Annotated in this window: 17 protein-coding genes and 6 tRNA genes; 21 read left to right on the top strand and 2 right to left on the bottom strand. The window is 59.3% G+C overall.

Features of this window, described 5'->3' with window-relative positions:
• Positions 1 to 66: 66 nt before the first annotated feature.
• The 10 genes from DXA43_RS01060 to proC all read left to right on the top strand — a co-directional run bounded on the left by DXA43_RS01060 (position 67) and on the right by proC (position 8,795).
• Positions 67 to 139 (top strand) — tRNA-Phe (locus DXA43_RS01060).
• A 482-nt stretch (positions 140 to 621) separates the two neighbouring features.
• Positions 622 to 1,683 carry a glycoside hydrolase family 5 protein gene (locus DXA43_RS01055; RefSeq protein WP_055309641.1) on the top strand — a complete coding sequence of 354 codons (1,062 nt, stop codon included), beginning with the start codon at positions 622 to 624 and terminating at the stop codon, positions 1,681 to 1,683.
• Positions 1,684 to 1,689: 6 nt separating this feature from the next.
• Entirely contained in the window at positions 1,690 to 2,568 is an 879-nt protein-coding gene (rsmI, locus tag DXA43_RS01050; protein WP_117806011.1) for a 16S rRNA (cytidine(1402)-2'-O)-methyltransferase, read from the top strand.
• Between the two features lie 69 nt (positions 2,569 to 2,637).
• Positions 2,638 to 4,239, top strand: a complete 1,602-nt coding sequence (gene metG / locus DXA43_RS01045; protein WP_117563697.1) for a methionine--tRNA ligase — start codon at positions 2,638 to 2,640, stop codon at positions 4,237 to 4,239.
• A gap of 110 nt (positions 4,240 to 4,349) precedes the next feature.
• On the top strand, positions 4,350 to 5,210 hold the full coding sequence (gene rsmA, locus DXA43_RS01040; protein WP_117759595.1) for a 16S rRNA (adenine(1518)-N(6)/adenine(1519)-N(6))-dimethyltransferase RsmA: 861 nt from the start codon (positions 4,350 to 4,352) through the stop codon (positions 5,208 to 5,210).
• Complete coding sequence (locus tag DXA43_RS01035; RefSeq protein ID WP_117759597.1) at positions 5,200 to 6,117, top strand: TatD family hydrolase; 918 nt, start codon at positions 5,200 to 5,202, stop codon at positions 6,115 to 6,117. The genes rsmA and DXA43_RS01035 overlap by 11 nt, the downstream gene beginning before the upstream one ends.
• A gap of 43 nt (positions 6,118 to 6,160) precedes the next feature.
• Positions 6,161 to 6,247, top strand: a tRNA-Leu gene (locus DXA43_RS01030).
• A gap of 288 nt (positions 6,248 to 6,535) precedes the next feature.
• Positions 6,536 to 7,474 carry an SPFH domain-containing protein gene (locus tag DXA43_RS01025; RefSeq protein ID WP_055250521.1) on the top strand — a complete coding sequence of 313 codons (939 nt, stop codon included), beginning with the start codon at positions 6,536 to 6,538 and terminating at the stop codon, positions 7,472 to 7,474.
• 6 nt (positions 7,475 to 7,480) lie between these two features.
• Positions 7,481 to 7,951 carry a 23S rRNA (pseudouridine(1915)-N(3))-methyltransferase RlmH gene (rlmH, locus tag DXA43_RS01020; protein ID WP_117563694.1) on the top strand — a complete coding sequence of 157 codons (471 nt, stop codon included), beginning with the start codon at positions 7,481 to 7,483 and terminating at the stop codon, positions 7,949 to 7,951.
• A 73-nt stretch (positions 7,952 to 8,024) separates the two neighbouring features.
• Positions 8,025 to 8,795, top strand: coding sequence for a pyrroline-5-carboxylate reductase (gene proC / locus DXA43_RS01015; RefSeq protein ID WP_117806010.1), 771 nt, complete (start codon positions 8,025 to 8,027; stop codon positions 8,793 to 8,795).
• A gap of 158 nt (positions 8,796 to 8,953) precedes the next feature.
• Here the strand turns inward: proC and DXA43_RS10345 are convergent, their stop codons facing one another.
• Positions 8,954 to 9,127 (bottom strand): DUF6724 family protein, encoded by a 174-nt coding sequence (locus DXA43_RS10345; protein ID WP_006235069.1) that lies wholly within the window; start codon positions 9,125 to 9,127, stop codon positions 8,954 to 8,956.
• Between the two features lie 111 nt (positions 9,128 to 9,238).
• On the opposite strand from DXA43_RS10345, the gene serS reads away from it, so the two are divergent.
• The 7 genes from serS to DXA43_RS00980 all read left to right on the top strand — a co-directional run bounded on the left by serS (position 9,239) and on the right by DXA43_RS00980 (position 14,711).
• Entirely contained in the window at positions 9,239 to 10,522 is a 1,284-nt protein-coding gene (gene serS / locus DXA43_RS01010; protein ID WP_117806009.1) for a serine--tRNA ligase, read from the top strand.
• A 171-nt stretch (positions 10,523 to 10,693) separates the two neighbouring features.
• Positions 10,694 to 11,071: a hypothetical protein gene (locus DXA43_RS01005; protein WP_117806008.1), complete on the top strand. Its 378-nt coding sequence runs from the start codon at positions 10,694 to 10,696 to the stop codon at positions 11,069 to 11,071.
• Between the two features lie 77 nt (positions 11,072 to 11,148).
• Positions 11,149 to 11,225: transfer RNA gene (locus tag DXA43_RS01000), tRNA-Arg, on the top strand.
• A 355-nt stretch (positions 11,226 to 11,580) separates the two neighbouring features.
• Positions 11,581 to 11,657, top strand: a tRNA-Arg gene (locus DXA43_RS00995).
• Positions 11,658 to 11,846: 189 nt separating this feature from the next.
• Positions 11,847 to 11,923: transfer RNA gene (locus DXA43_RS00990), tRNA-Arg, on the top strand.
• Between the two features lie 163 nt (positions 11,924 to 12,086).
• A complete protein-coding gene (locus tag DXA43_RS00985) occupies positions 12,087 to 14,528 on the top strand; it encodes a lipopolysaccharide assembly protein LapB (protein WP_117806007.1) in 2,442 nt (813 codons plus the stop codon).
• A gap of 92 nt (positions 14,529 to 14,620) precedes the next feature.
• Positions 14,621 to 14,711, top strand: a tRNA-Ser gene (locus DXA43_RS00980).
• Between the two features lie 321 nt (positions 14,712 to 15,032).
• Here DXA43_RS00980 and DXA43_RS00975 read toward each other — a convergent pair.
• A complete protein-coding gene (locus tag DXA43_RS00975) occupies positions 15,033 to 16,373 on the bottom strand; it encodes a D-alanyl-D-alanine carboxypeptidase family protein (protein ID WP_158564918.1) in 1,341 nt (446 codons plus the stop codon).
• Positions 16,374 to 16,570: 197 nt separating this feature from the next.
• Between DXA43_RS00975 and DXA43_RS00970 the strand changes: the two genes are divergently transcribed.
• The 4 genes from DXA43_RS00970 (at position 16,571) to DXA43_RS00955 (ending at position 20,302) form a co-directional block, all read left to right on the top strand.
• Positions 16,571 to 17,266 carry a response regulator transcription factor gene (locus DXA43_RS00970; protein WP_117655503.1) on the top strand — a complete coding sequence of 232 codons (696 nt, stop codon included), beginning with the start codon at positions 16,571 to 16,573 and terminating at the stop codon, positions 17,264 to 17,266.
• A 25-nt stretch (positions 17,267 to 17,291) separates the two neighbouring features.
• Positions 17,292 to 18,530 carry a sensor histidine kinase KdpD gene (locus tag DXA43_RS00965; protein WP_117806005.1) on the top strand — a complete coding sequence of 413 codons (1,239 nt, stop codon included), beginning with the start codon at positions 17,292 to 17,294 and terminating at the stop codon, positions 18,528 to 18,530.
• Positions 18,531 to 18,633: 103 nt separating this feature from the next.
• Complete coding sequence (gene pstB / locus DXA43_RS00960; protein WP_192934545.1) at positions 18,634 to 19,509, top strand: phosphate ABC transporter ATP-binding protein PstB; 876 nt, start codon at positions 18,634 to 18,636, stop codon at positions 19,507 to 19,509.
• A 64-nt stretch (positions 19,510 to 19,573) separates the two neighbouring features.
• Complete coding sequence (locus DXA43_RS00955) at positions 19,574 to 20,302, top strand: response regulator transcription factor (protein ID WP_089572665.1); 729 nt, start codon at positions 19,574 to 19,576, stop codon at positions 20,300 to 20,302.
• The last annotated feature ends 3 nt before the right edge of the window (positions 20,303 to 20,305 follow it).

The raw sequence follows: 20,305 nt of genomic DNA, 5'->3' as shown, positions 1-20,305 counted from the left end.
TCTCGGTTGACCGGAACGCGTCCTTGGTTATACTAATCAAGCCTTGAAACAAGGCACACCTCAAATGGCTGGGTAGCTCAGTTGGTAGAGCAGAGGACTGAAAATCCTCGTGTCAGGGGTTCGATTCCCTTCCCCGCCACCTTGAATTGACTAGGACCTCTGCAAAGGGGTCCTTTTCTTTTATGCAGCCCCCACATGGAATCGAACCCCGTGAGGGCGCGGAGCTGAGTAAACGCGTAAGCGTTTGCCAGCGCAGCTCGCAAGGCGCGTAAGCGCCGCAGCGGTCCGTCCGCGCAGCGCGCGGGAGCGATTCCCTTCCCCGCCACCTTGAATTGACTAGGACCTCTGCAAAGGGGTCCTTTTCTTTTATGTAGGGTTCTGCGGAAAATGCGCCCCATTATTGAGCGATAGAACGGGACACACTTTCCGGTGCCTGCCTCCGGCGCGCGTACACACCTCGTCGCACCATTCCGAGCCCGCCCGCCCCAGACATTCCTCCCACTTTCGCGTCACTTTACAGACCGTTCGGTCGCCTGTCCGCACACGCGGGTATACTCAAAACGATACTTATCCTATGCAATACGATGCGGGTTCGACCTGCATGATCCGAAGGGGGCAGTGATGGAGAGGATACTCGGCGTTAATCTCTCTGGCTGGTTTATTCCCGAGCCTTGGGTGACCCCGTCGCTGTATGCGGCGACCGGTGCATCCAACGCGGCCGAGCTACAGGAGGCCATGGGTACCGCCGCCTATAACGAGCGCATGCGCCGCCATTACGAGACGTTTGTGAGCGAGGACGATTTTCGTCGCATGGCGCAGATCGGTCTCAATGCCGTGCGTCTGCCGGTGCCTTGGTATGCCTTTGGCTCACAGGAGTCCGATGCCTCCTACATATCGGTTGTCGATTACATCGACCGCGCGATTGAGTGGGCTGCCAAGTACGACATCCGCGTGCTGCTCGATCTGGCAACCGTGCCCGGTGGCCAGGGCGATTCCAACGATTCGCCCACCACGCCGGAGGCTGTTGCCGAGTGGCATTCGTCCACTAACGGCCGCCATGTCGCACTCGACGTGCTCGAGCGCTTGGCCGATCGCTATGGCGAGGCCGAGAGCCTGCTGGGCATTGAGCTGCTGGACACGCCGCAGATGAGCGTTCGCAAGAGCCTCTTCACCATGACGGATGGCATTCCCGCTCATTACCTGCGCAATTTCTATCGCGATGCCTACGAGCTCGTCCGTTCGTATATGCCCGAGGATAAGATCGTCGTCTTCTCGTCGTCGGGGCATCCCAGCGAGTGGAAGCATTTTATGCGCGGCGCCAAGTACAAGAACGTCTACATGGACCTTCACCTGTACCATTACCGCGACGAGTATGCGCTCGACATCACGAGCCCCCGCGGGCTGACGACGGCGATTTCGCGTAACAAGCGCGAGCTTAAAGAAGCGATTTCGACTGGGTTCCCCGTGCTGGTGGGCGAATGGTCGGGCGCGGCGATCTTTGCCAACTCGTCGGTTACGCCCGAGGGCCGCAACGCCTACGAGCGCGTGTTTATCGCCAACCAGCTGGCTTCGTTTGCGCCGGCTGCCGGTTGGTTCTTCCAAACGTGGAAGACCGAGAAGCGCATTGCAGCATGGGACGCCCGCGCGGCGCTCGGTACGCTCGAGCGCGGCATGATTGAATAGGTTGATATGACGCAAAACAGCGCCCATACGGGCAAACTCTATGTGGTCGGCACGCCCATCGGCAACCTGGGTGACCTGTCCCCGCGCGTTGGCGAGGCCTTTGCCGCTGCCGATGTCATCTGCTGCGAAGACACGCGTGTGACGTCAAAGCTGCTGATGCACCTGGGCATTTCCAAGCCGCTTGTCCGTTGCGACGAGAATGTGATCGCTAGCCGCGCTGCCGGCCTGGTCGACCGTCTGCTGGCGGGGGAGACCCTCGCCTTTGCCTCGGACGCCGGCATGCCGAGCGTGTCCGATCCCGGCCAGGCGCTGGTCGAGGCGGCGCGTGAGGCCGATGTGCCCGTCGAAGTTATTCCCGGGCCTTCTGCTTGCGTCACGGCGCTCGTTTCGTCCGGTATTCCCTGCGAGCATTTTTTCTTCGAGGGCTTTTTGGGCCGAAAGCACGGCGACCGCGTGCGCCGTTTGCAGCGCCTTGCCGTGGTGCCCGGCGCACTCATCTTCTACGAGTCTCCACATCGCATCGTGGCGACGCTCGAGGCCGTGACGGAGGTCTTTCCCCAGCGTGAGGTTGCCGTCTGCCGCGAACTCACCAAGCTGCACGAGGAGGTCTTGCGCGGGCCCGCTGCCCAGCTTGCCGAGGAGCTGCGTGCTCGCGGCGAGGTAAAGGGCGAGATCGCGCTGGTCATCGCGCCGCCGAGCGAGGATGAGGAGGTCGGTATCGTGCCGGTCGGCGCTGCGGCAGCGGATCCCGACGAGGCCCTGCGCGAGGATATCCGCGCCGCGCTCGAGGAGGGGGAGCCCGCGTCTGCGGTGGCCAAGCGCCTGTCTCAGAAGTATTCGCGCCGCAAGCGCGATGTCTATGCCATGGTGCTCGATATGCAATAGATGGAGGATATCCAGCCCTTGCGCTAGAATCATCCTCTGTATGCAACGTTTTTCTGGAGGACAAACCCCATGGATCAAAGCAAGCCTTCGTTCTTTATCACGACGCCCATCTACTACGTCAACGCCGATCCGCACCTGGGCACGGCTTATTCCACCATCATCGCCGACGTTCAGGCTCGCTATCGCCGTTCCGCCGGCTATAACGTCAAGTTCCTGACCGGCATGGACGAGCACGGCGAGAAGGTCGCCGAGGCCGCAGCCAAGCATGGCATGACGCCGCAGGAGTGGACCGATAGCCAGGCCCCGCACTTCAAGGAGCTTTGGAGCAAGCTCGAGATCTCCAACGACGACTTCATCCGCACCACCGAGCCGCGCCAGCATCATGCCGTGCAGTATCTGTGGGAGCGCATGAAGGAGTCCGGTTACCTGTATAAGGGCAGCTACGACGGTTGGTATTGCGTGCCCGACGAGACCTACTTTACCGATACGCAGGTCCAGAAGGGCGACGAGGAGTACGGCAGCGTCGGCCAGCATCTATGCCCCGACTGCCACCGTCCGCTTGAGCGCGTGCAGGAGGAGTCCTACTTCTTTAAGCTTTCCGCCTTCCAGGACAAGCTTCTCAAGCTCTATGACGAGCACCCCGACTTTGTCGAGCCTGCGTTCCGCATGAACGAGGTACGTAGCTTTGTCGAGGGCGGCCTTAACGACCTTTCCGTGAGCCGCACGAGCTTTGACTGGGGCATTCAGGTCCCGTTTGACGAGGGTCACGTGACCTACGTGTGGTTCGATGCGCTGCTCAACTATATGACGGCCGTCGGCTACGGTGTCGACACCGACGAGGCGCGTGCCGAGCTGGCCTATCGCTGGCCCGCGCAGTTCCACATCGTGGGTAAGGACATCATCCGCTTCCACTGCGTCATTTGGCCCGCCATGCTCATGGCCATCGGCGAGGCCCTGCCCGAGCACGTCTTTGCCCACGGCTTCCTGACCGTGCGCAATGCCGAGACAGGCAAGGCCGAGAAGATGTCCAAGAGCCGCGGTAACGCCATCGCTCCGCAGGACGTTATCGACATGCTGGGCGTCGAGGGCTATCGCTACTACTTCATGACCGACGTCGTTCCCGGTACCGACGGCGCCATCAGCTTCGATCGCATGGAGCAGGTCTACAACGCCGATCTGGCCAACAGCTGGGGCAACCTCATTTCGCGCTCGCTCAACATGAGCGCAAAGTACTTTGACGGCTGCGCCCCGGCTAAACCGGCGTCTGCCGACGCGTTCGATAACCCGCTGGCAAAGATTGCCGACGGTTTGGTCGAGCGCTACATGGCCAAGATGGACATGCTCGATTACGGCGGAGCCAAGGATGAGGTCATGGAGCTCATCCATGCCGCCAACCACTACATCGAGGACTCCGAGCCCTGGGCGCTTGCCAAGGACGAGGCCAAGGCTGACGAGCTGGCATTTGTGATTTACAACCTGCTCGAGGCCATCCGCATCGCCGCCCACCTGCTGATGCCGCTCATGCCCCAGACTTCTGTCGAGGCTCTGCGCCGCCTGTCCTGTGAGGGCGAGGCCGCGAGCGACGACCTCAAGGGCATTTGCGCTTGGGGCCTGCTTGCTGGTGGTCAGCCCGTCGAGAAGGGCGATCCGCTGTTCCCGCGTCTGGCGTAGAGACTTCGCGAGCGCCATATCGGCAATTTGCTGTTTAGATGTAAGGGCATGGCCGCAACGGTCCATGCCCTTTCGTTTCAAGACGCCGCCATCATGCTAAGGAGGCAACTATGACAACTTCGCCTTTGGCAAACCCCACGGCCACCAGGGAGCTGCTGGAGGAGTTTGGCCTTGCGACCAAGCATCGCCTGGGCCAGAACTTTCTAATCGACAATCATGTGATCGAGCGTATCTGCGAGCTTGCCGAGCTTGCAGGTGACGAGCGCGTACTCGAGGTGGGTCCGGGTTGCGGTACTTTGACACTTGCGTTGCTGCAGGAAGCGGCGTGCGTTACGTCCATTGAGGCCGATCCTGAGCTCGAACCGGTGCTCGACGCCCACGCCGCCGACTATGCCAACTTCCGCTTTATCATGGGCGACGCGCTCAAGGTGACGCCGGGGCAGATTGAGCAGGCTGCGGGCGGTGAGCCGACGGTATTTGTCGCGAACTTGCCCTATAACGTGGCGGCGACGATCATTTTGCAATTTTTCCAGACGATGCCGGCGCTCAAGCGCGCCGTCGTCATGGTGCAAAAGGAGGTTGCCGATCGCATTGCCGCAGTGCCGGGCAACAAGACCTATGGCGGCTATACGGCAAAGCTTGGCCTGTATGCGCAGGTAACGGGTCGCTTTGAGGTGCCGCCGCGTTGCTTTATGCCGGCGCCACACGTGGACTCGGCCGTCGTGCGCATCGACCGTGTTGACGGTGTGGTGCCCGAAGGACTCGATCGCGAATTTGTGGCCCGCGTGATTGACGCTGCATTTGCTCAGCGTCGCAAGACCATCCGCAATTCCATGAGCGCCAACGGCTTTGCCAAGGACGTGCTCGATGCCGCCTTTGAGGCTTGCGGTATCGCATCCACCACGCGCGCCGAGACGCTCGGCGTCGCCGACTTTGTGTGCCTGGCTCGGGAGCTTTCCCATGACGCTTAATGCCGAACGCGTGACGTTTACCAAGAAAAAGAAGACGGTTGCTTGTCCCGTACCCTTGGCACCGCTTGCCGACACGCATGCGCATCTGCTTTCGTTCTGGGGCAAGGATGTGCCCGAGACACTCGTGCGTGCCAAGGCGGCAGGCATCGACCTGTTGGTGACGGTCTTCGACCCCATCGCCGACAAGCGCAGCGTGACGGACTATAGCGACTGGCTCGTGCGCGAAATTCTGCCGATGCAGGATATCCCGCAGATCAAGTATCTTGCCGGCGTGCATCCGTATGGCGCGCCGGACTATACCGACGACATTCACGCGCAGGTTGTTGCTGCGCTTGATGACCCTTTGTGCGCCGGTATTGGCGAGATCGGTCTGGACTACCACATGGATTACGACGACGACATCGCGCCGGCGCCCCACAGCGTGCAGATTGACTGCATGGCACGCCAGCTCGAGCTTGCCGTGTGCCGTAACGTGCCGGTGGAGCTGCATCTGCGTCACGAAGACATGGACCAGGAGCGTACCTCGCACGTGGACGCCTACAACGTGCTTCGTGAGGTGGGCGTGCCCCAGGCCGGTTGTGTGCTGCACTGTTTTGGCGAGGACCGCGCCACGATGGAGCGCTTTGTGGAGCTGGGCTGCTATATCGCCTATGGTGGTGCGGCCACCTTTAAGCGCAACGACGACGTGCGCGAGGCATTTGCGGCAACCCCACTCGATCGAATTTTGTTCGAGACGGATTGCCCGTATATGGCTCCGGAGCCCATCCGCGGTCTTGAATGCGAGCCCGCAATGATCTCCATTACGGCAAACGCGCTGGTTAACGACCGTGTCGATCGCACTGGTGAGGACGCCGAAACAATCGCGCATGCCGCTTGGGAAAATGCCTGCAAACTTTTTCAAAAATAGTTCTTGCGTTCGCGGTGGCGCTCCGTTATTCTAATTCCTGCACGCGGGCGTGGCGGAATTGGCAGACGCGTACGGTTCAGGTCCGTATGGGGGCAACCCCATGAAGGTTCAAGTCCTTTCGCCCGCACCATTAAATGAAAGAGCTCCCAGCAATGGGGGCTTTTTTGTTATGGGCCCATCGCGGGGACTTGAACCTGCGAAGGAGCGAGCGTAAAGAAAACGCGGAGCGTTTTTAGCGAGTTGACGAGTCCGCCGGCAGGCGGTCGAAGCCGGTGCGGATCCACGAAGCGGATACGCGGACGTCCTTTCGCCCGCACCATTGATTGAAAGAGCTCCCAGCAATGGGAGCTTTTTTGTTATGCACGATCTCCTTGGACGGGTATCCTAATGCCAACGTGTGCCTATCAGAGGAGAGACCATGCTATTTTCCGGTATCATCGCCGCCCTTACCAGCCTTTTGATTCCCATCATCATCCTGTTGTTGCTGCTCCCCAACGCCTGCTACGTCGTTGAGCAGCAGCACGCCGTAATCATCGAGCGCTTGGGTAAGTTCAATCGTATCGTCAACGCGGGCTTCCACGTGAAGGTGCCCGTGATTGACCGCAAGGCCGCCACGGTGAGTCTGCGCACCATGAAAAATGGTTTTGGCATCGACGTTAAGACCCAGGACAACGTGACCATTGGCCTTGAGGTCTCCGCTCAGTACCACGTGAGCTATGACATGGGTGCTGGCCCGGCGGATTCGGGCATCTACAAGAGCTACTACATGCTGCAGGAGCCCGTCGACCAGATGCGCGACTTCATCACCGACGCCCTGCGCTCCTCCATCCCCGTCTACACGCTCGATGAGGTCTTTGCCAAGAAGGATGACATCGCCAAGGATGTCAACGCTACTGTTTCCGAGCAGATGGCCGCCTACGGCTTCACCCTCGTGTCTACGCTCATCACCAAAATCGCACTGCCGACCGAGGTTGAGAACTCCATGAACGACATCAACGCTGCCCAGCGCAAGCGCGCTGCCGCGCAGGAGCTCGCCGAGGCCGACCGCATCAAGCGCGTCACCGAGGCGACCGCCGAGGCCGAGGCTATGGAAAAGGCGGGCGAGGGCATCGCCAACCAGCGCAAGGCCATCGCGCTGGGTATCAAAGATTCGCTCGAGATCATCCAGGAGACGGGTGTCGGCAATGACGAGGCCAACCAACTGTTCATGTTTACGCAGTGGTCCGAGATGATGACGGAGTTCGCTCGCACGGGTAAAACCTCGACGGTCGTGCTGCCGAGCGACTTTTCGCAGTCGGCCTCGATGTTCGAGCAGATGCTGGCCGCCGGCAAAGTTCAAAACGATTCGAAGGAGTAGACGCGCGTGAAATACACCGTCGTTTGCGTCGGTAAGCTCAAGGAGCGCTTTTGGAAGGACGCGTGCGCTGAGTACACCAAGCGCCTAGGTGCCTATGCCAAGGTGGATATCCGCGAGGTGGCCGATATCGACCCGGCTAAGGCGGGCGGCGTGGATGCCGCGCGCGACAAGGAGGGGGCGGCGATTCTTGCCGCCTTGCCATCTCGAGCGCATGTGATCCTGCTGGCTATCGAGGGCAAGGAGCGCTCGAGCGAGGAGTTTTCGGCGAGGCTCGACGATCTTATGCTGCGAGGCAGCAGCGACATTGCCTTTGTAATCGGCGGTTCGGACGGCGTGAGCGATGACGTGCGCGCACGAGCCGACGAGATGCTCAGCTTTGGACGCATTACCTTGCCGCATAACCTGGCGCGTGTGGTGCTGCTGGAGCAGATTTACCGTGCCTGCAAGATCAGTCGTGGCGAGCCGTATCACAAATAGGTCGGCAATACGAAACAATGGCGTGGGACAATACCTTTCGTTTTGAGGAATGTGTCTGAAAGGACTATGCGATATGAAGATTGGATTTGTCGGTTTTGGCAATATGGCGAGCGCTATGGCCGATGGCTGGATCGCTGCCGGTGTAGCTGTGAGCGACATGTGCGCCTGCGCGGGTCGCTACGACGCACTGGTTGAGCGCTGCGAGGCGCGCGGAATGGTCGCCTGCCACGATGCCGCCGAGGTTGTCGCCGCATCCGATATCGTGGTCGCTGCGGTCAAACCGTACATGATCGAGAAGGTATTCGCCCCGCTTAAGGATGCTCTTGCCAAAAAGGTCGTTCTGTCGGTTGCCTGGACCTGGGACAGTGCCAAGTGGGAGCAGGTCCTGCCGGGCGTCGCGCATATCTCGACGGTGCCCAACACGCCGGTTTCGGTGGGCGAGGGCGTCATCGCCTGCGAGAAGGCTTCGACGCTTAACGACGAGCAGCGTGCTGTGGTGCTCGACCTGCTCGGTAAGCTTGGCGCTGTCGTCGAGCTCGACACAAGCCTGCTGTTTGTGGGCGGCACGGTGGGTGGTTGCGCTCCGGCGTTTGTCGCCATGGCAATCGAGGCCCTGGGCGATGCGGCGGTCAAGCACGGTATCCCGCGTGCGGATGCTTATCGCATTGTGAGCCAGATGGTGCTGGGTACGGCAAAGCTGCAGCTTGCAACTGGCCAGCATCCTGCGGAGATGAAGGATGCCGTGTGCTCGCCCGGCGGTGCCACCATCAAGGGCGTCGTTGCGCTCGAGGACGCCGGCATGCGCAGCGCCCTAGTCAAGGCAATCGACGCAACCCTCCAGTAAAACCGACCAAAAAGGGACAGGTTTATGTTGGCAGGTTTTTCCTGCGGTTTTGTCGTGTATGCGAAAAGCGCCCCGCAACTGGCTCAATTCCAGTTGCGGGGCGCTTGCGTTTGCCCAGATAAAACCGACCAAAATAAACCTGTCCCTTTTTTGGCAGGTTAGTCCCAGAAGCTGTCTTCTTCGTCCTCGGATTTGGGGCCGCGGTCGACATACATCTTATGGGTGCGCTTCTCCATTACAAAGGCAAGAATCGCAAACAGCAGGATGCCGCCGGCGAAAAGGATGGCAAAACCGGTGCGGGTGCCAAACAAAAAGGAAAAAACTGCGTCCATTGGGTGCCTTCTTGCGTAGTTGAGTTGGGTCGTAAACGCTCATAAGTATATACTTGCCCATACATGTACAAGGTTGCAACCTAAATGGAATGTATATCGCCGGAGGATCTAATGCTTGATATCAAGTTTGTTCGCGAGAACCCCGATGCCATCGATGTCGCCATGGCTAACCGCCAGACGTCTTGGGATCGCGAGAAGTTCTTTGAGCTCGACGACGAGCGTCGTGCCGTCATCACCGAGGTCGAGGAACTTCAAGCCACGCGCAACGCCGAGTCCAAGAAGATCGGCGCCCTGATGAAGGAGGGCAAGAAGGACGAGGCCGAGGCCGCCAAGGAGGCCGTGCGCGCCGTCAACGAGAAGATTGACGGTCTGGCCGAGCGCCGCACCGCCCTCGAGCAGGAGCAGTACGACTTCATGGCTCACCTGCCCAACATTCCGTGCGATGCCACTCCGTACGGTAAGGACGAGGACGAGAACATCGAGCGTCGCCGCTGGGGCACCCCGCGCGAGTTCGACTTCGACTTTAAGCCGCACTGGGATCTGGGTACCGACCTCGACATTCTCGACTTCGAGCGTGGCAACAAGCTCTCCGGCAGCCGCTTCACCGTTCTCGGTGGCGCCGGCGCCCGCCTGGAGCGCGCCCTGATCAACTTCTTCCTGGACACGCACACGAGCCGTGGCTTCAAGGAGTGGTGGCCGCCCATCGTCGTCAAGCGTCAGACCATGTTCGGCACGGGCCAGCTGCCCAAGTTCGAGGACGACGCCTATCACGTCTCGGGCGACAACTTCCTGATTCCCACCGCCGAGGTCGTGCTCACCAACCTGCACGCCGGCGAAGTCCTCGATGCCGACACTCTGCCGCGCCGCTACACTGCCTTCACCCCCTGCTTCCGCGAGGAGGCCGGTTCCGCCGGTCGCGACACCCGTGGCATCATCCGTCAGCACGAGTTCGACAAGGTCGAGATGGTCAAGTTCGCTAAGCCGGAGGAGTCCGACGAGGAGCTCGAGAGCATGACCGCCGAGGCCGAGTTCCTGCTGCAGCAGCTGGGTCTTCCGTATCGCGTGATTAGCCTGTGCACCGGCGACCTGGGCTTCTCTGCCCGTCAGACCTACGATGTCGAGGTCTGGCTGCCGAGCTACAACGCCTACAAGGAGATCAGCTCCTGCTCCAACTGCGGTGACTTCCAGGCCCGTCGCGCCAACATCAAGTATCGCGACCCCGAGAACTTCAAGGGTTCGCGCTATCTGCACACCCTCAACGGTTCCGGTCTGCCGGCTGGCCGTACCATGGCAGCCATTCTGGAGAACTACCAGAACGCTGACGGCACCATCACGATCCCCGAGGTTCTGCGTCCCTACATGGGCGGCCTCGAGAAGATCGAGCCGGTCGCGTAGATTGGCTGCATAAGCGATTTGCTAGGGCACTCCTTTTTGGGGTGCCCTTTTTGTGTGCGGCCATACCATGCTGTGCGGACAGCTCAATAGAAAACACACGAACAACTGTTCTGTATACAGCCATCTACCTGCTATGCTTTTGCTAAATAAGAGCGAGAGAAAGGGGACGCGATGGAGCTGTTTGATGATCGGGTGGTTTTGTTTGAGAGCGACGAGGGCGGGGAGTACCTGCTTGTGACGTGTGAGCCGTCTGGCATGGGTGGCCTGGTGGTTCGACAGACGAGCGAGGGGCCGTTGGCGCAATGGTGCTACGAGGAGTCGCCTCATGTGGTTGAGACGTTTGTGGCGCACGAGGGGCTTGTGGCCCTAGAGCATTTCTATGGGGTCCAGACATCTAATCAGGTTGCTCGCATGTTGAGCATCTCGTTTGCCGATTATGATTGTGCCCAGCGGGTGAGATCGCTCCTGAGGGAACTTGATGCTAAGTTTGACGTGATCGAAAAGCCAATCGATCGTACGGGGAATGGCGGTATATGCGGAGCAGCATGACAAGACTGCGTTCCACAAAAAAGTTTGAAATTGTGCTTGACTCCAATAAGCTAAAGTGGTTTTATATGTCTTGCGCTGCGGCGTTACCTCAGCTGGATAGAGGGTCTGACTACGAATCAGAACGTCATAGGTTCGAATCCTATACGCCGCACCAATTGAAATTGAAAGCCTCCGGCAACGGGGGCTTTTCTTTTAGGCGGACGCCGCATGGATTCGAACCTCGGTCGAGGCGCGGGCGTCAAGAAAACGCGGAGCGTTTTTAGCCCGCGGGCGAGTCCGCCGGCAGGCGGGCGAAGCCGGTGCGGATCCGCGAAGCGGATGCGCGGAATCCTATACGCCGCACCAATTGAAATTGAAAGCCTCCGGCAACGGGGGCTTTTCTTTTATGGCAACACCGCATGGATTCGAACCTCGGTCGAGGCACGAACAACTTAATTATCACTCCGTAAAATTTTTTCTAATTGTCGCTTGACCCATCGGGGGCTCGCGTGCATAATAATCCGTGCGTTGCGGCGTTACCTCAGCTGGATAGAGGGTCTGACTACGAATCAGAACGTCATAGGTTCGAATCCTATACGCCGCACCAACTGAACTTTAAAGCCTCCGGTAACGGAGGCTTTTCTTATATGTCGACATACTTGAGGAGTTGCTTTCGCCGTGTTTGAAAGTATCGAGTCGATCGACTGCATCAAATGAGTAAAAATCAAATTCGATAACTTTTTTTGAAAAAATGCTTGACCATTATTCAGTCCATGTGCATAATAATCAACAAGTCGCGGCGTTACCTCAGCTGGATAGAGGGTCTGACTACGAATCAGAACGTCATAGGTTCGAATCCTATACGCCGCACCATTTGAGATTAAAGCTCCCGGCAACGGGGGCTTTTCTTTTGCGTCAGCTTGAGTGCTTTCGTCCAAAGGGACGATTTCCTGTCGACTCGTGTAAGATTCCGAGTAGATGTCGCGACTTATTCGCGACCACTCCTTCTTCAAGCGACCGATCAGGGTGATATTTCGTGGCAGAGCGTCCGACATACAAGCTCAGGTTTCTCGATCCCAAGAAGCGCTTTCCGGCGATGCCCGAGCAGCCTGCGGGACGCTCATATGGCGTAGTCTGGAAACTCTTTGGCGAGGATCGGCATGAATCTTGTTATGTCGTCGAATTTGTTGGCAAAAGTCATGTGTCGCTTTTGGGCTACGTAAGCGTTTCGGGTGAGGTGTACAAGGTAGACCGCCCCGTTAGCGAGGCTCCGCTGCCCAACGATCCCGACATGGAACTGGTCCTTGACGAGTCGGACTCCGGTATTGGTGAGATTGTGGTTCGGGGAGCCAACGGCACGATGCGCGCGTGCGCGCGAACCGTCGGCTCTCCCGAAGGCCCCATGCGCGAGCAGTCCGACCACGAGACATGGAATTCGACCCGCTCCCTTCCTTACGGCGAGTTCATGGCATCGATGTTCCTGCGCTACGTGATATTCGCTGACTCCGAAAATGCCATTGCGAGCACGGCGGACGCCGGCGGACTCGACGAGGGTATGCAAAATGTTATCGACAAGATCAAGCTCGTAAAGTTGCCCGAGCCGGTCGAGGTGTTTTTGGGCTTTAACACGGCACCGCTCCCTGATGCTATCGAGACGCTGCTTTACCGCGTTGACCATGCCGAGAATCCGAGCGGTATCGAGCGCTATGCCGCTGCCCTTATGAGTGAAATTGACTTGCCCCGCCTGCGCACCATCGCTGCCAAGTCCGAGATGAGCCTGGCTCGCATTGATCGTTCAAAGCTTTTCTATCTCAATTTTGATCGTAGCCTGCTGGACCAGGACGAGATTGACATGCTGCTTGCCATCGAGTGCCGTCTCAACCGCCTCTCCGGCATCCTTGAGCGCATCGGGGCTGGATTGGTCCCCGCGGCCTCGTCGCCGAGCCTTGAGGGCTGCGCGCTCTTTGATGCGTGGCATATCGCTAAGACGACCAACGATGTTCCTCGACTGCTCGATACGGCCTCGAGCGATAACCCGTGGGGCGAACTGGGTACGGTGGCTTGCCAGCCGGGCGGTGAGTGGGATGTGCGTACCCGCTTCGCGCGTATTGTCGAGGCGCTTAACGTGGTCACGCGGCTCGACTATACCTATCGGGCAAACGTTGCCGAGGGGATTATGCTCGTTCGGTTTGGGCAGTCTGTCGTTGATGCCATGCCGCAACGTGAATACGACGCTCAAGATGACGCTTGGCACGAGCTGGACGAGGACACGCGCACGATCTGGGCCGCGGAGCACGATGCGCGCGTGGCGCTCACGCTTGCGGCAGCGTGTTTTGCCGCGGGCACCTGCATCACGCGCTGCTATGTGCAGATTGCTGCTCCCGACAGTGAGCAGGGCGAGTGCGTTGTCGCAACGTATTTCTTTGGGCGTGCGGCCTATCTGGCCGATTGCGTGCCTGTCGCCAAGGATCTTGAGAGCATGGACATGGACGATATGCCGTGCAAGCGTGTGCTTGAGGCGTATGAGTCAACCGCTCCGGAGACGATTGAGCCGGCGGAGGTTCATGCTCGTCCGCGTGATGACCATCGCATGCTGCCGCCGGCGCTGCGCGATCTGCTGCTTGCCGATACGGCTGACGAGCTGGAGGTCATGGAAGAGGACGACGACCCATACGTGGCCCGTGTTGTTGAATTGCGCGAGCAGGCAAAAGTCGACCGTACAGGTGCTTTTGAAGGCTTTTCCCGTCTTGTCGAGGAGTTGGAGGCCAAGTGCGCCGTCGCCGAGCTTTTGGCGACAGGTCCGGTTCAAACGCAGTTTTGCGATAACCAGCTGGTGCGCATGGTGCTACCGGTGTTGGAAGAAGACCGCTCTGTGCGAATCCTTCGTGCGCCCGATGCGCTGTACTTTGCCCAGCACGAGATCTGCAGCTTTTACGCCGAGCAAGAGGACTTTGAACGAGCACTGCCCGAGGTGCGCCATCTTTACGATCTGGCGCGCTCGTCCATGCAGTCGCACTTTGCGCTCATCAACGTGCTTGCGCGTCTGGAGCGCTTTGACGAGATTATCGAGGTGGCGCGCCACGGCCTACGTATTGCCAGCGATCGTTCTGCAATCGGCTACCTGTTCTATCGCTTGGCGTTTGCCTATTGGAATTGCGATCAGCTCGACCTGGCGCTGGCTTGTTACCGTCTGGTGCCGCGCGGCGAGGAGTCGGGCAGCAGCGCGCTGGAAGAAATGCAGGGCCTTATGAACGAGATGGGTGTCAGCGAGCCTCCGACGTTCGAGGAAGCGGTCGAGACCATCCGCAGGGCTGGACTCGAATTGCCGCCCGTGCCCGCGGTGGCCAACCAGCTTGCGGATGCCGCCGTGCAGCTGGTCGATAACGGCTTCTTTTTCCTGGCGCGCGGTTGCATCTTCCAAATGTGGCGTACCATGGGCAACGACGAGCTCGGCTCCCTCAACCGCTCGCTGGGGTAGGCGAAGCTTTCAAGAAGGAAAGGCTGCTAGGCAATTAGAAAATTTCCTCTTGCTCATCCTTGGCTGTTTGGTTACTATAGAACGGCTGTTACGGAGAGCTGACCGAGAGGCCGAAGGTGCTCGCCTGCTAAGCGAGTATGCCCCAAAAGGGCATCTGGGGTTCGAATCCCCAGCTCTCCGCCAGTATGACTTGAAAGAAGGGTCCCATTTGGGGCCCTTTTTTGTGCGGAGAAAGGAGGCTGGGGATTCGAACCCGAGAGGGCACGGGCGTTAAGCAAACGCGAAAGCGTTTGTAGCCCGTGGGCGAAAAGCCGCCAGGCTTTGAAGCCGGAGGGCATGCGCAGCATGCCCGGACATCCCCAGCTCTCCGCCAGTACGAATTTGAAGAAGGGTCCCATTTGGGGCCCTTTTTATTATCAAGAATGGCATCTGGGGATTCGAACCCTCAAAAAAAGAGGCATCCTTTCGGACGCCTCCTTTCAGTGGGCTTATTATTCTTGCGCACTACACCTCGGGCGCCTTGGCGACGGTCTCGCTTTCTGCCGTGAGCGGGCGGTTGTCGATGCGACGGCCCAGACGGTCGAGCTTCACAAGGAGCCATTCAATGGGATTCGGCCCAGCGCCTTCTTCGTCGGCAACCAGGTCCATGACGGCGATCTTGGTGCCGTCCTGCTTGAGCGTAACGCTACCCACCTTATCGCCCACATGCACCGTGCCCGAAAGATCGTCGTAGCTAACCTTTTCGGTCACCTCGCCGGCAAGGGAAAACACGGTCGCTTGCGCCGTAGGATCGGCGAGTGTGGCGTCGATCGTCTTATCCGTCCAGTCGGTTTGGCCAATACGCGCCATAAGCGGGTTGCCGTTGGCGGTCTTTTCCTGCGTGTTGGCGATTGCGACCGTCACCTTGTGACCGTAGTACCAATTGGCAAGGGTTGCGGTATCGGTAAAGCGCTGGTCGGTGGTGGTGGAGTTCAAAACGACGGTGTAGATCTCGTCGCCGTCGCGGTTGTAGGCGCTCGTAAAGCAATAGCCCGCGTCGTCGGTGGTGCCGGTCTTGCCACCGATGTTGCCATCTTGGCCCAGCAAATAGTTATGCGTGTCCATGGAATGCGAATGGTCGGCGCCGTCGGCGCCCGTGACCTCGATCCAGGGATCCTCGCTCGCTACGACCTCGCGGATCGTGTCGTTTTTCATGGCCTCTTGCATCATCAGCGCTACGTCGTGTGCGGTTGAGTGCATATCGCCAGCCCACTCATCAAAGTCCAGACCATGCGGGTTTTCAAAAAGCGTGCCGGTGCAACCGAGCTTCTTAGCGCGCTCGTTCATGGCTTTCACAAATGTTGCCTCGGCGTCTTTGGTCTTAGGGTCGATCTTCTTGCCCACATATTCGGCGAGCACGATGGCGGCGTCGTTGCCCGAGGGAATCATCAGGCCGCGCAGTGCCTGCTCCACGGTGAGCTCGTCGCCTTCGAGTAGGCCGGCTGTTGAATTGCCCACGGTGGCTGCGGCGTTGCTCACCGTGACCTTCTCGTCCATCTTGCAATTCTCGACGGTTAGGATTGCGGTCATGACCTTGGTGATCGAGGCAATCTTGACCTGCTCGTCGGCGCCGCGGGCATAGTAGACGGTGCCGTCTTTGCCCATGACGAGGGCATTGGCCGCATCGATATCGGGCAGGTTTTCGGCCGTGATGCCGCGCGCATCGGCGGTTTTGCCGCAAACATTGTCGGTCGTGAGCACTTGGGCGCCGGCGACGGTGGGCGCGCCAGCGGCAAGGGCGATAGCGCAGACAAAGCCGGCGGCAAGCTGGGCTGAGCGCTTTGCAAAAGAGGTGAGGGACTTCACGGATTTCGCTTTCGACGGGATGGTCTCTTCTGGAACTAGAGTATATCGTTTGCCGGCGTCGGCGATCATCGCGTGCGTGCGTGGCCCACATCCGCGCCCGAACGGGCACAAGGGTGCTTAAGGCCGACTTAATCACCCACGCTTGTTGTGTGTGGCGTGCGTCGCCTCGGGCATAATGGAGCGCGAGAGGAGCACGCATGAACGAGCGCATTTTGGTAGTTGATGACGAGAAGGCCATCGCCGACTTGGTTGGTATCTACCTTACAAAAGAGGGCTTTGATGTCCAGATTGCCTATAGCGGGGCCGATGCTGCCAAGGCAATCCTGGAGCAGGAGTTCGATCTGGCACTGTTGGATGTCATGCTGCCCGATATCGATGGCTTTGAGCTACTGCGTACGATCCGTTCCAGCCATACCTATCCCGTGATCATGCTGACGGCGCGCGATGCCCAGCAAGACAAGATCGAGGGCCTTTCGCTTGGCGCGGACGATTACGTGGTTAAGCCGTTCCGTCCGCTGGAGCTCATCGCGCGTGTGCACGCTCAGCTTCGCCGCTACACCAGCTACGGTAGCCGCTCGCAGGCGGCCGAGTCGCCGACCATCCAGCTCGACGGCCTGGAGATCAACCGCGATGCTCGTTCCGTAACGGTGGACGGTGCACCGGTGCGCCTCACGCCCATCGAGTATTCCATCTTGCTGTATCTGGTTGAGCATCGCGGCAGCGTGGTAGCCGTGGAGGATCTGTTCCGCGCGGTGTGGAACGAGGATTTTATGCCCGGCTCCAACAATACGGTTATGGTGCACATTCGCCACCTGCGCGAAAAGATTGGCGACGACGCTCAAAAGCCGCGCTTTATCAAAAACGTCTGGGGCGTCGGCTACATAATCGAATAGCGCCTTTGATGGTGGGGAAGTGGACATGACAAAAGACGATAGGCAGGCATTCGAGGTGCCCGATCGACTCTTTGAATACGTGAGGTCGGTCGTCGACAACCGCGCACTTGCAACGGTGCTGCTCTTTTTGCTGAGCCTGCTGCTGATTGGCATCGATAACATCGCTGGAATCTTGGCGGTGCTGCTTGTCGGCTTTTTGCTGATCGATCGATTTGAAATCGTACGCCGCTGCGTGGTGATTGGCGGTGCCGCGTGGGCCATGACGTTGGCGATTGGCGCCATGGCACTCGGCGGCATCGAAGGGCCGGTGCTGTTCGATGCCGGCTTTGTATTCAACATGCTTGGCTTTGTGCTGGCGCTTGCCGTGTGCGTGCTGTTCTTTTGCGGCCGCGCCCTGTACTACCAGGGCTATGAGCAGGGCGAGCAGCATGCCGATTGTGTGCTGGCCGCTCGTATTCAAGATCGCCTGATCGATCACCCCGACACCTGGGACAACATCGACGGCGACTTCCTGGAGGTCGAGGGCGCACTCAACCGTGTGCGCGATCGCGAGCGCAAGGTGCAACAGGCCTTGCGTGACGAGTCTCATCGCAAGGACGATCTGGTCACGTACTTGGCACATGACCTACGCACCCCGCTTGCCAGTGTGGTGGGCTATCTTTCGCTGCTGCAAGAGGCTCCTGAGCTGCCGGTTGAGCAACGTGCGCACTTTACGGGCGTGGCGCTCGACAAGGCGCACCGGCTCGATGCACTCATCGAAGAGTTCTTCGATATCACGCGCTTTGACTTCCACGATATCGTGCTCACGCGCGGCTATGTTGATCTGGGGTTGCTGCTGGCTCAGGTGGCTGACGAGTTCTATCCCATCCTCAACGAGCAACATAAGGAAGCCCAGGTTGATATTCGCGAGGACCTGACGGTGCTCGTGGATGGCGATAAGATGGCCCGCGTGTTTAACAACATCATGAAAAACGCCGTCGCCTATAGCTATGAGGGCTCGACTATCACGATTGAGGCCAGGCGCCAAGACGATGGCGGCGTGCGCGTGCGCTTTATCAATCAGGGCGATCCTATCCCTGCGGCTAAGCTCAAGGTGATCTTTGAGAAGTTCTATCGCCTGGATGCGGCGCGTGCGACCAATCGCGGTGGTGCCGGTTTGGGCCTTGCTATTGCCCAGGAGATCATCGCGGCACACGGCGGTACCGTTGCATGTGAATCGACGCCCGAACACACGATATTCACCATCGAGCTGCCCGCCGCATAGCTAGCGTGCCCTTACAAACACTTGACAATGTGCTCACGTGCGTATGAGCCGCGATTCCTACTATCGATACTGCTGAATTGATATCGATATGGAGGTGTGCGGTATGACGGCTGCTGCGGCTGTGGAGCCCACGGAGCTTGAAGAACTCATGGAAGCGCAGGCCGAGGCCGCGCATGAGCGCGAGGTTGGGGATGCGACTCGCCCCACGGCAGAGGATCTTGCCGCCTCGCCGACGCGCATCGACGTCGAGGGCCTCGACCTGTTCTATGGCGACCACCATGCGCTCAAGGACGTGAATATCAAGATCCGCGACAAGCAGATCACCTCGTTCATCGGGCCTTCGGGCTGCGGAAAGTCCACGTTGCTGCGCTGCTTTAACCGCATGAACGACGGCATCAAGGATTGCCGCATCGAGGGCAAGATTGCGCTCGATGGTCAAGATATCCTGGGCGATTGCGACATCTGCCGTTTGCGCCAGCGCGTGGGCATGGTGTTCCAACGCCCCAACCCATTTCCCATGAGCATCTACGACAACGTCGCCTACGGTCCTCGCGGTATGGGTGTGCGCGACCGCGCCGTGCTCGATGAGCTGGTCGAGGACTCCCTGCGTCGCGCTGCCCTGTGGGACGAGGTCAAGGACAAGCTCAAAGAGTCGGGCCTGGGTCTTTCGGGTGGACAGCAGCAGCGCCTGTGCATCGCCCGCGCACTTGCCGTGCAGCCCGACATTCTGCTGATGGACGAGCCGACTTCGGCACTCGACCCTGTGTCGACGTTGGTGGTGGAGCAGCTGGCCTGCGAGCTCAAGGAGACCTGCACGCTGGTGGTCGTGACGCACAACATGCAGCAGGCCGCGCGTATTTCCGATTCGGTTGCGTTCTTTTTGCTGGGTGAGCTGGTGGAGCACGCGCCCACCGCGCAACTCTTTAAGAATCCGTCCGATCCGCGCACCGCGGATTATTTGACGGGGCGTTTTGGCTGACGCTGTCTTTTACAGGTGCCTTTAGGGTTAAGATGCGGTCATATCGGCCGCAAAGGGGTTCAACATGATCTATTACGTCGAGGACGATGACAACATCAGGGATTTGACAGTCTACGCGCTGCGCAAGCAGGGAATCGAGGCCGAGGGCTTTTCGTGTGATGGCGAGTTTAAAGCTGCCGTGGCGCGACGGGTGCCCGATGCTGTGCTGCTCGATATCATGCTGCCCGACACCGATGGCTTGGCGATTATGCGTCGCCTGCGTGCCGATCGCCTGACGGCGACGGTGCCCATCATGATGCTTACCGCCAAGGACACCGAACTCGACAAGGTGATGGCGCTCGATGGCGGTGCCGACGATTACCTGACTAAGCCGTTTTCGCTCATGGAGCTTGCGAGCCGCTGCCGCGCACTGCTGCGTCGCGGCGGCATGGTCAAGCAGGCGAGCGATGTGCTCAGCGTGGGCGACATCGTGCTTTCGCCTAGCCATCGCGAGGTGACCGTCGCCGGCGAGCCGCTTAAGCTCACCCTGCGCGAGTTCGACCTGCTCGAGTACCTCATGCGCAAGCCCGGCGTGGTCTTTACCCGCGAGTCGTTGCTGCAGAGCGTGTGGGGCTGGGACTTCGACGGCGGTTCGCGCACCGTTGACGTGCACGTGCAGACGCTTCGCCAAAAACTGGGCGAGCATGCCAGCGCCATCGAGACCGTGCGCGGCGTGGGTTATCGCCTGGCCGAGCCTTCTGCCGGTGATGGTGCCGAAGGCGACGACACCGCGGCCACCGCATCGGAGGAGTAACCC

It is taken from the genome of Collinsella sp. OF02-10 (assembly GCF_003463445.1).
In the GTDB taxonomy this organism is placed as follows: domain Bacteria; phylum Actinomycetota; class Coriobacteriia; order Coriobacteriales; family Coriobacteriaceae; genus Collinsella.
The sequence above is the reverse complement of the archived record's forward strand: the minus strand, read 5'-3'. Positions and strand labels throughout refer to the sequence as shown.

Bases quoted from the DNA above. Each gene is read 5' to 3' on its own strand.
- DXA43_RS01055 (WP_055309641.1), top strand. From the start codon at position 622: ATGGAGAGGATACTCGGCGTTAATCTCTCTGGCTGGTTTATTCCCGAG.
- rsmI (WP_117806011.1), top strand. From the start codon at position 1,690: ATGACGCAAAACAGCGCCCATACGGGCAAACTCTATGTGGTCGGCACG.
- metG (WP_117563697.1), top strand. From the start codon at position 2,638: ATGGATCAAAGCAAGCCTTCGTTCTTTATCACGACGCCCATCTACTAC.
- rsmA (WP_117759595.1), top strand. From the start codon at position 4,350: ATGACAACTTCGCCTTTGGCAAACCCCACGGCCACCAGGGAGCTGCTG.
- DXA43_RS01035 (WP_117759597.1), top strand. From the start codon at position 5,200: ATGACGCTTAATGCCGAACGCGTGACGTTTACCAAGAAAAAGAAGACG.
- DXA43_RS01025 (WP_055250521.1), top strand. From the start codon at position 6,536: ATGCTATTTTCCGGTATCATCGCCGCCCTTACCAGCCTTTTGATTCCC.
- proC (WP_117806010.1), top strand. From the start codon at position 8,025: ATGAAGATTGGATTTGTCGGTTTTGGCAATATGGCGAGCGCTATGGCC.
- DXA43_RS10345 (WP_006235069.1), bottom strand. From the start codon at position 9,127: ATGGACGCAGTTTTTTCCTTTTTGTTTGGCACCCGCACCGGTTTTGCC.
- serS (WP_117806009.1), top strand. From the start codon at position 9,239: ATGCTTGATATCAAGTTTGTTCGCGAGAACCCCGATGCCATCGATGTC.
- DXA43_RS01005 (WP_117806008.1), top strand. From the start codon at position 10,694: ATGGAGCTGTTTGATGATCGGGTGGTTTTGTTTGAGAGCGACGAGGGC.
- DXA43_RS00970 (WP_117655503.1), top strand. From the start codon at position 16,571: ATGAACGAGCGCATTTTGGTAGTTGATGACGAGAAGGCCATCGCCGAC.
- DXA43_RS00965 (WP_117806005.1), top strand. From the start codon at position 17,292: ATGACAAAAGACGATAGGCAGGCATTCGAGGTGCCCGATCGACTCTTT.
- pstB (WP_192934545.1), top strand. From the start codon at position 18,634: ATGACGGCTGCTGCGGCTGTGGAGCCCACGGAGCTTGAAGAACTCATG.
- DXA43_RS00955 (WP_089572665.1), top strand. From the start codon at position 19,574: ATGATCTATTACGTCGAGGACGATGACAACATCAGGGATTTGACAGTC.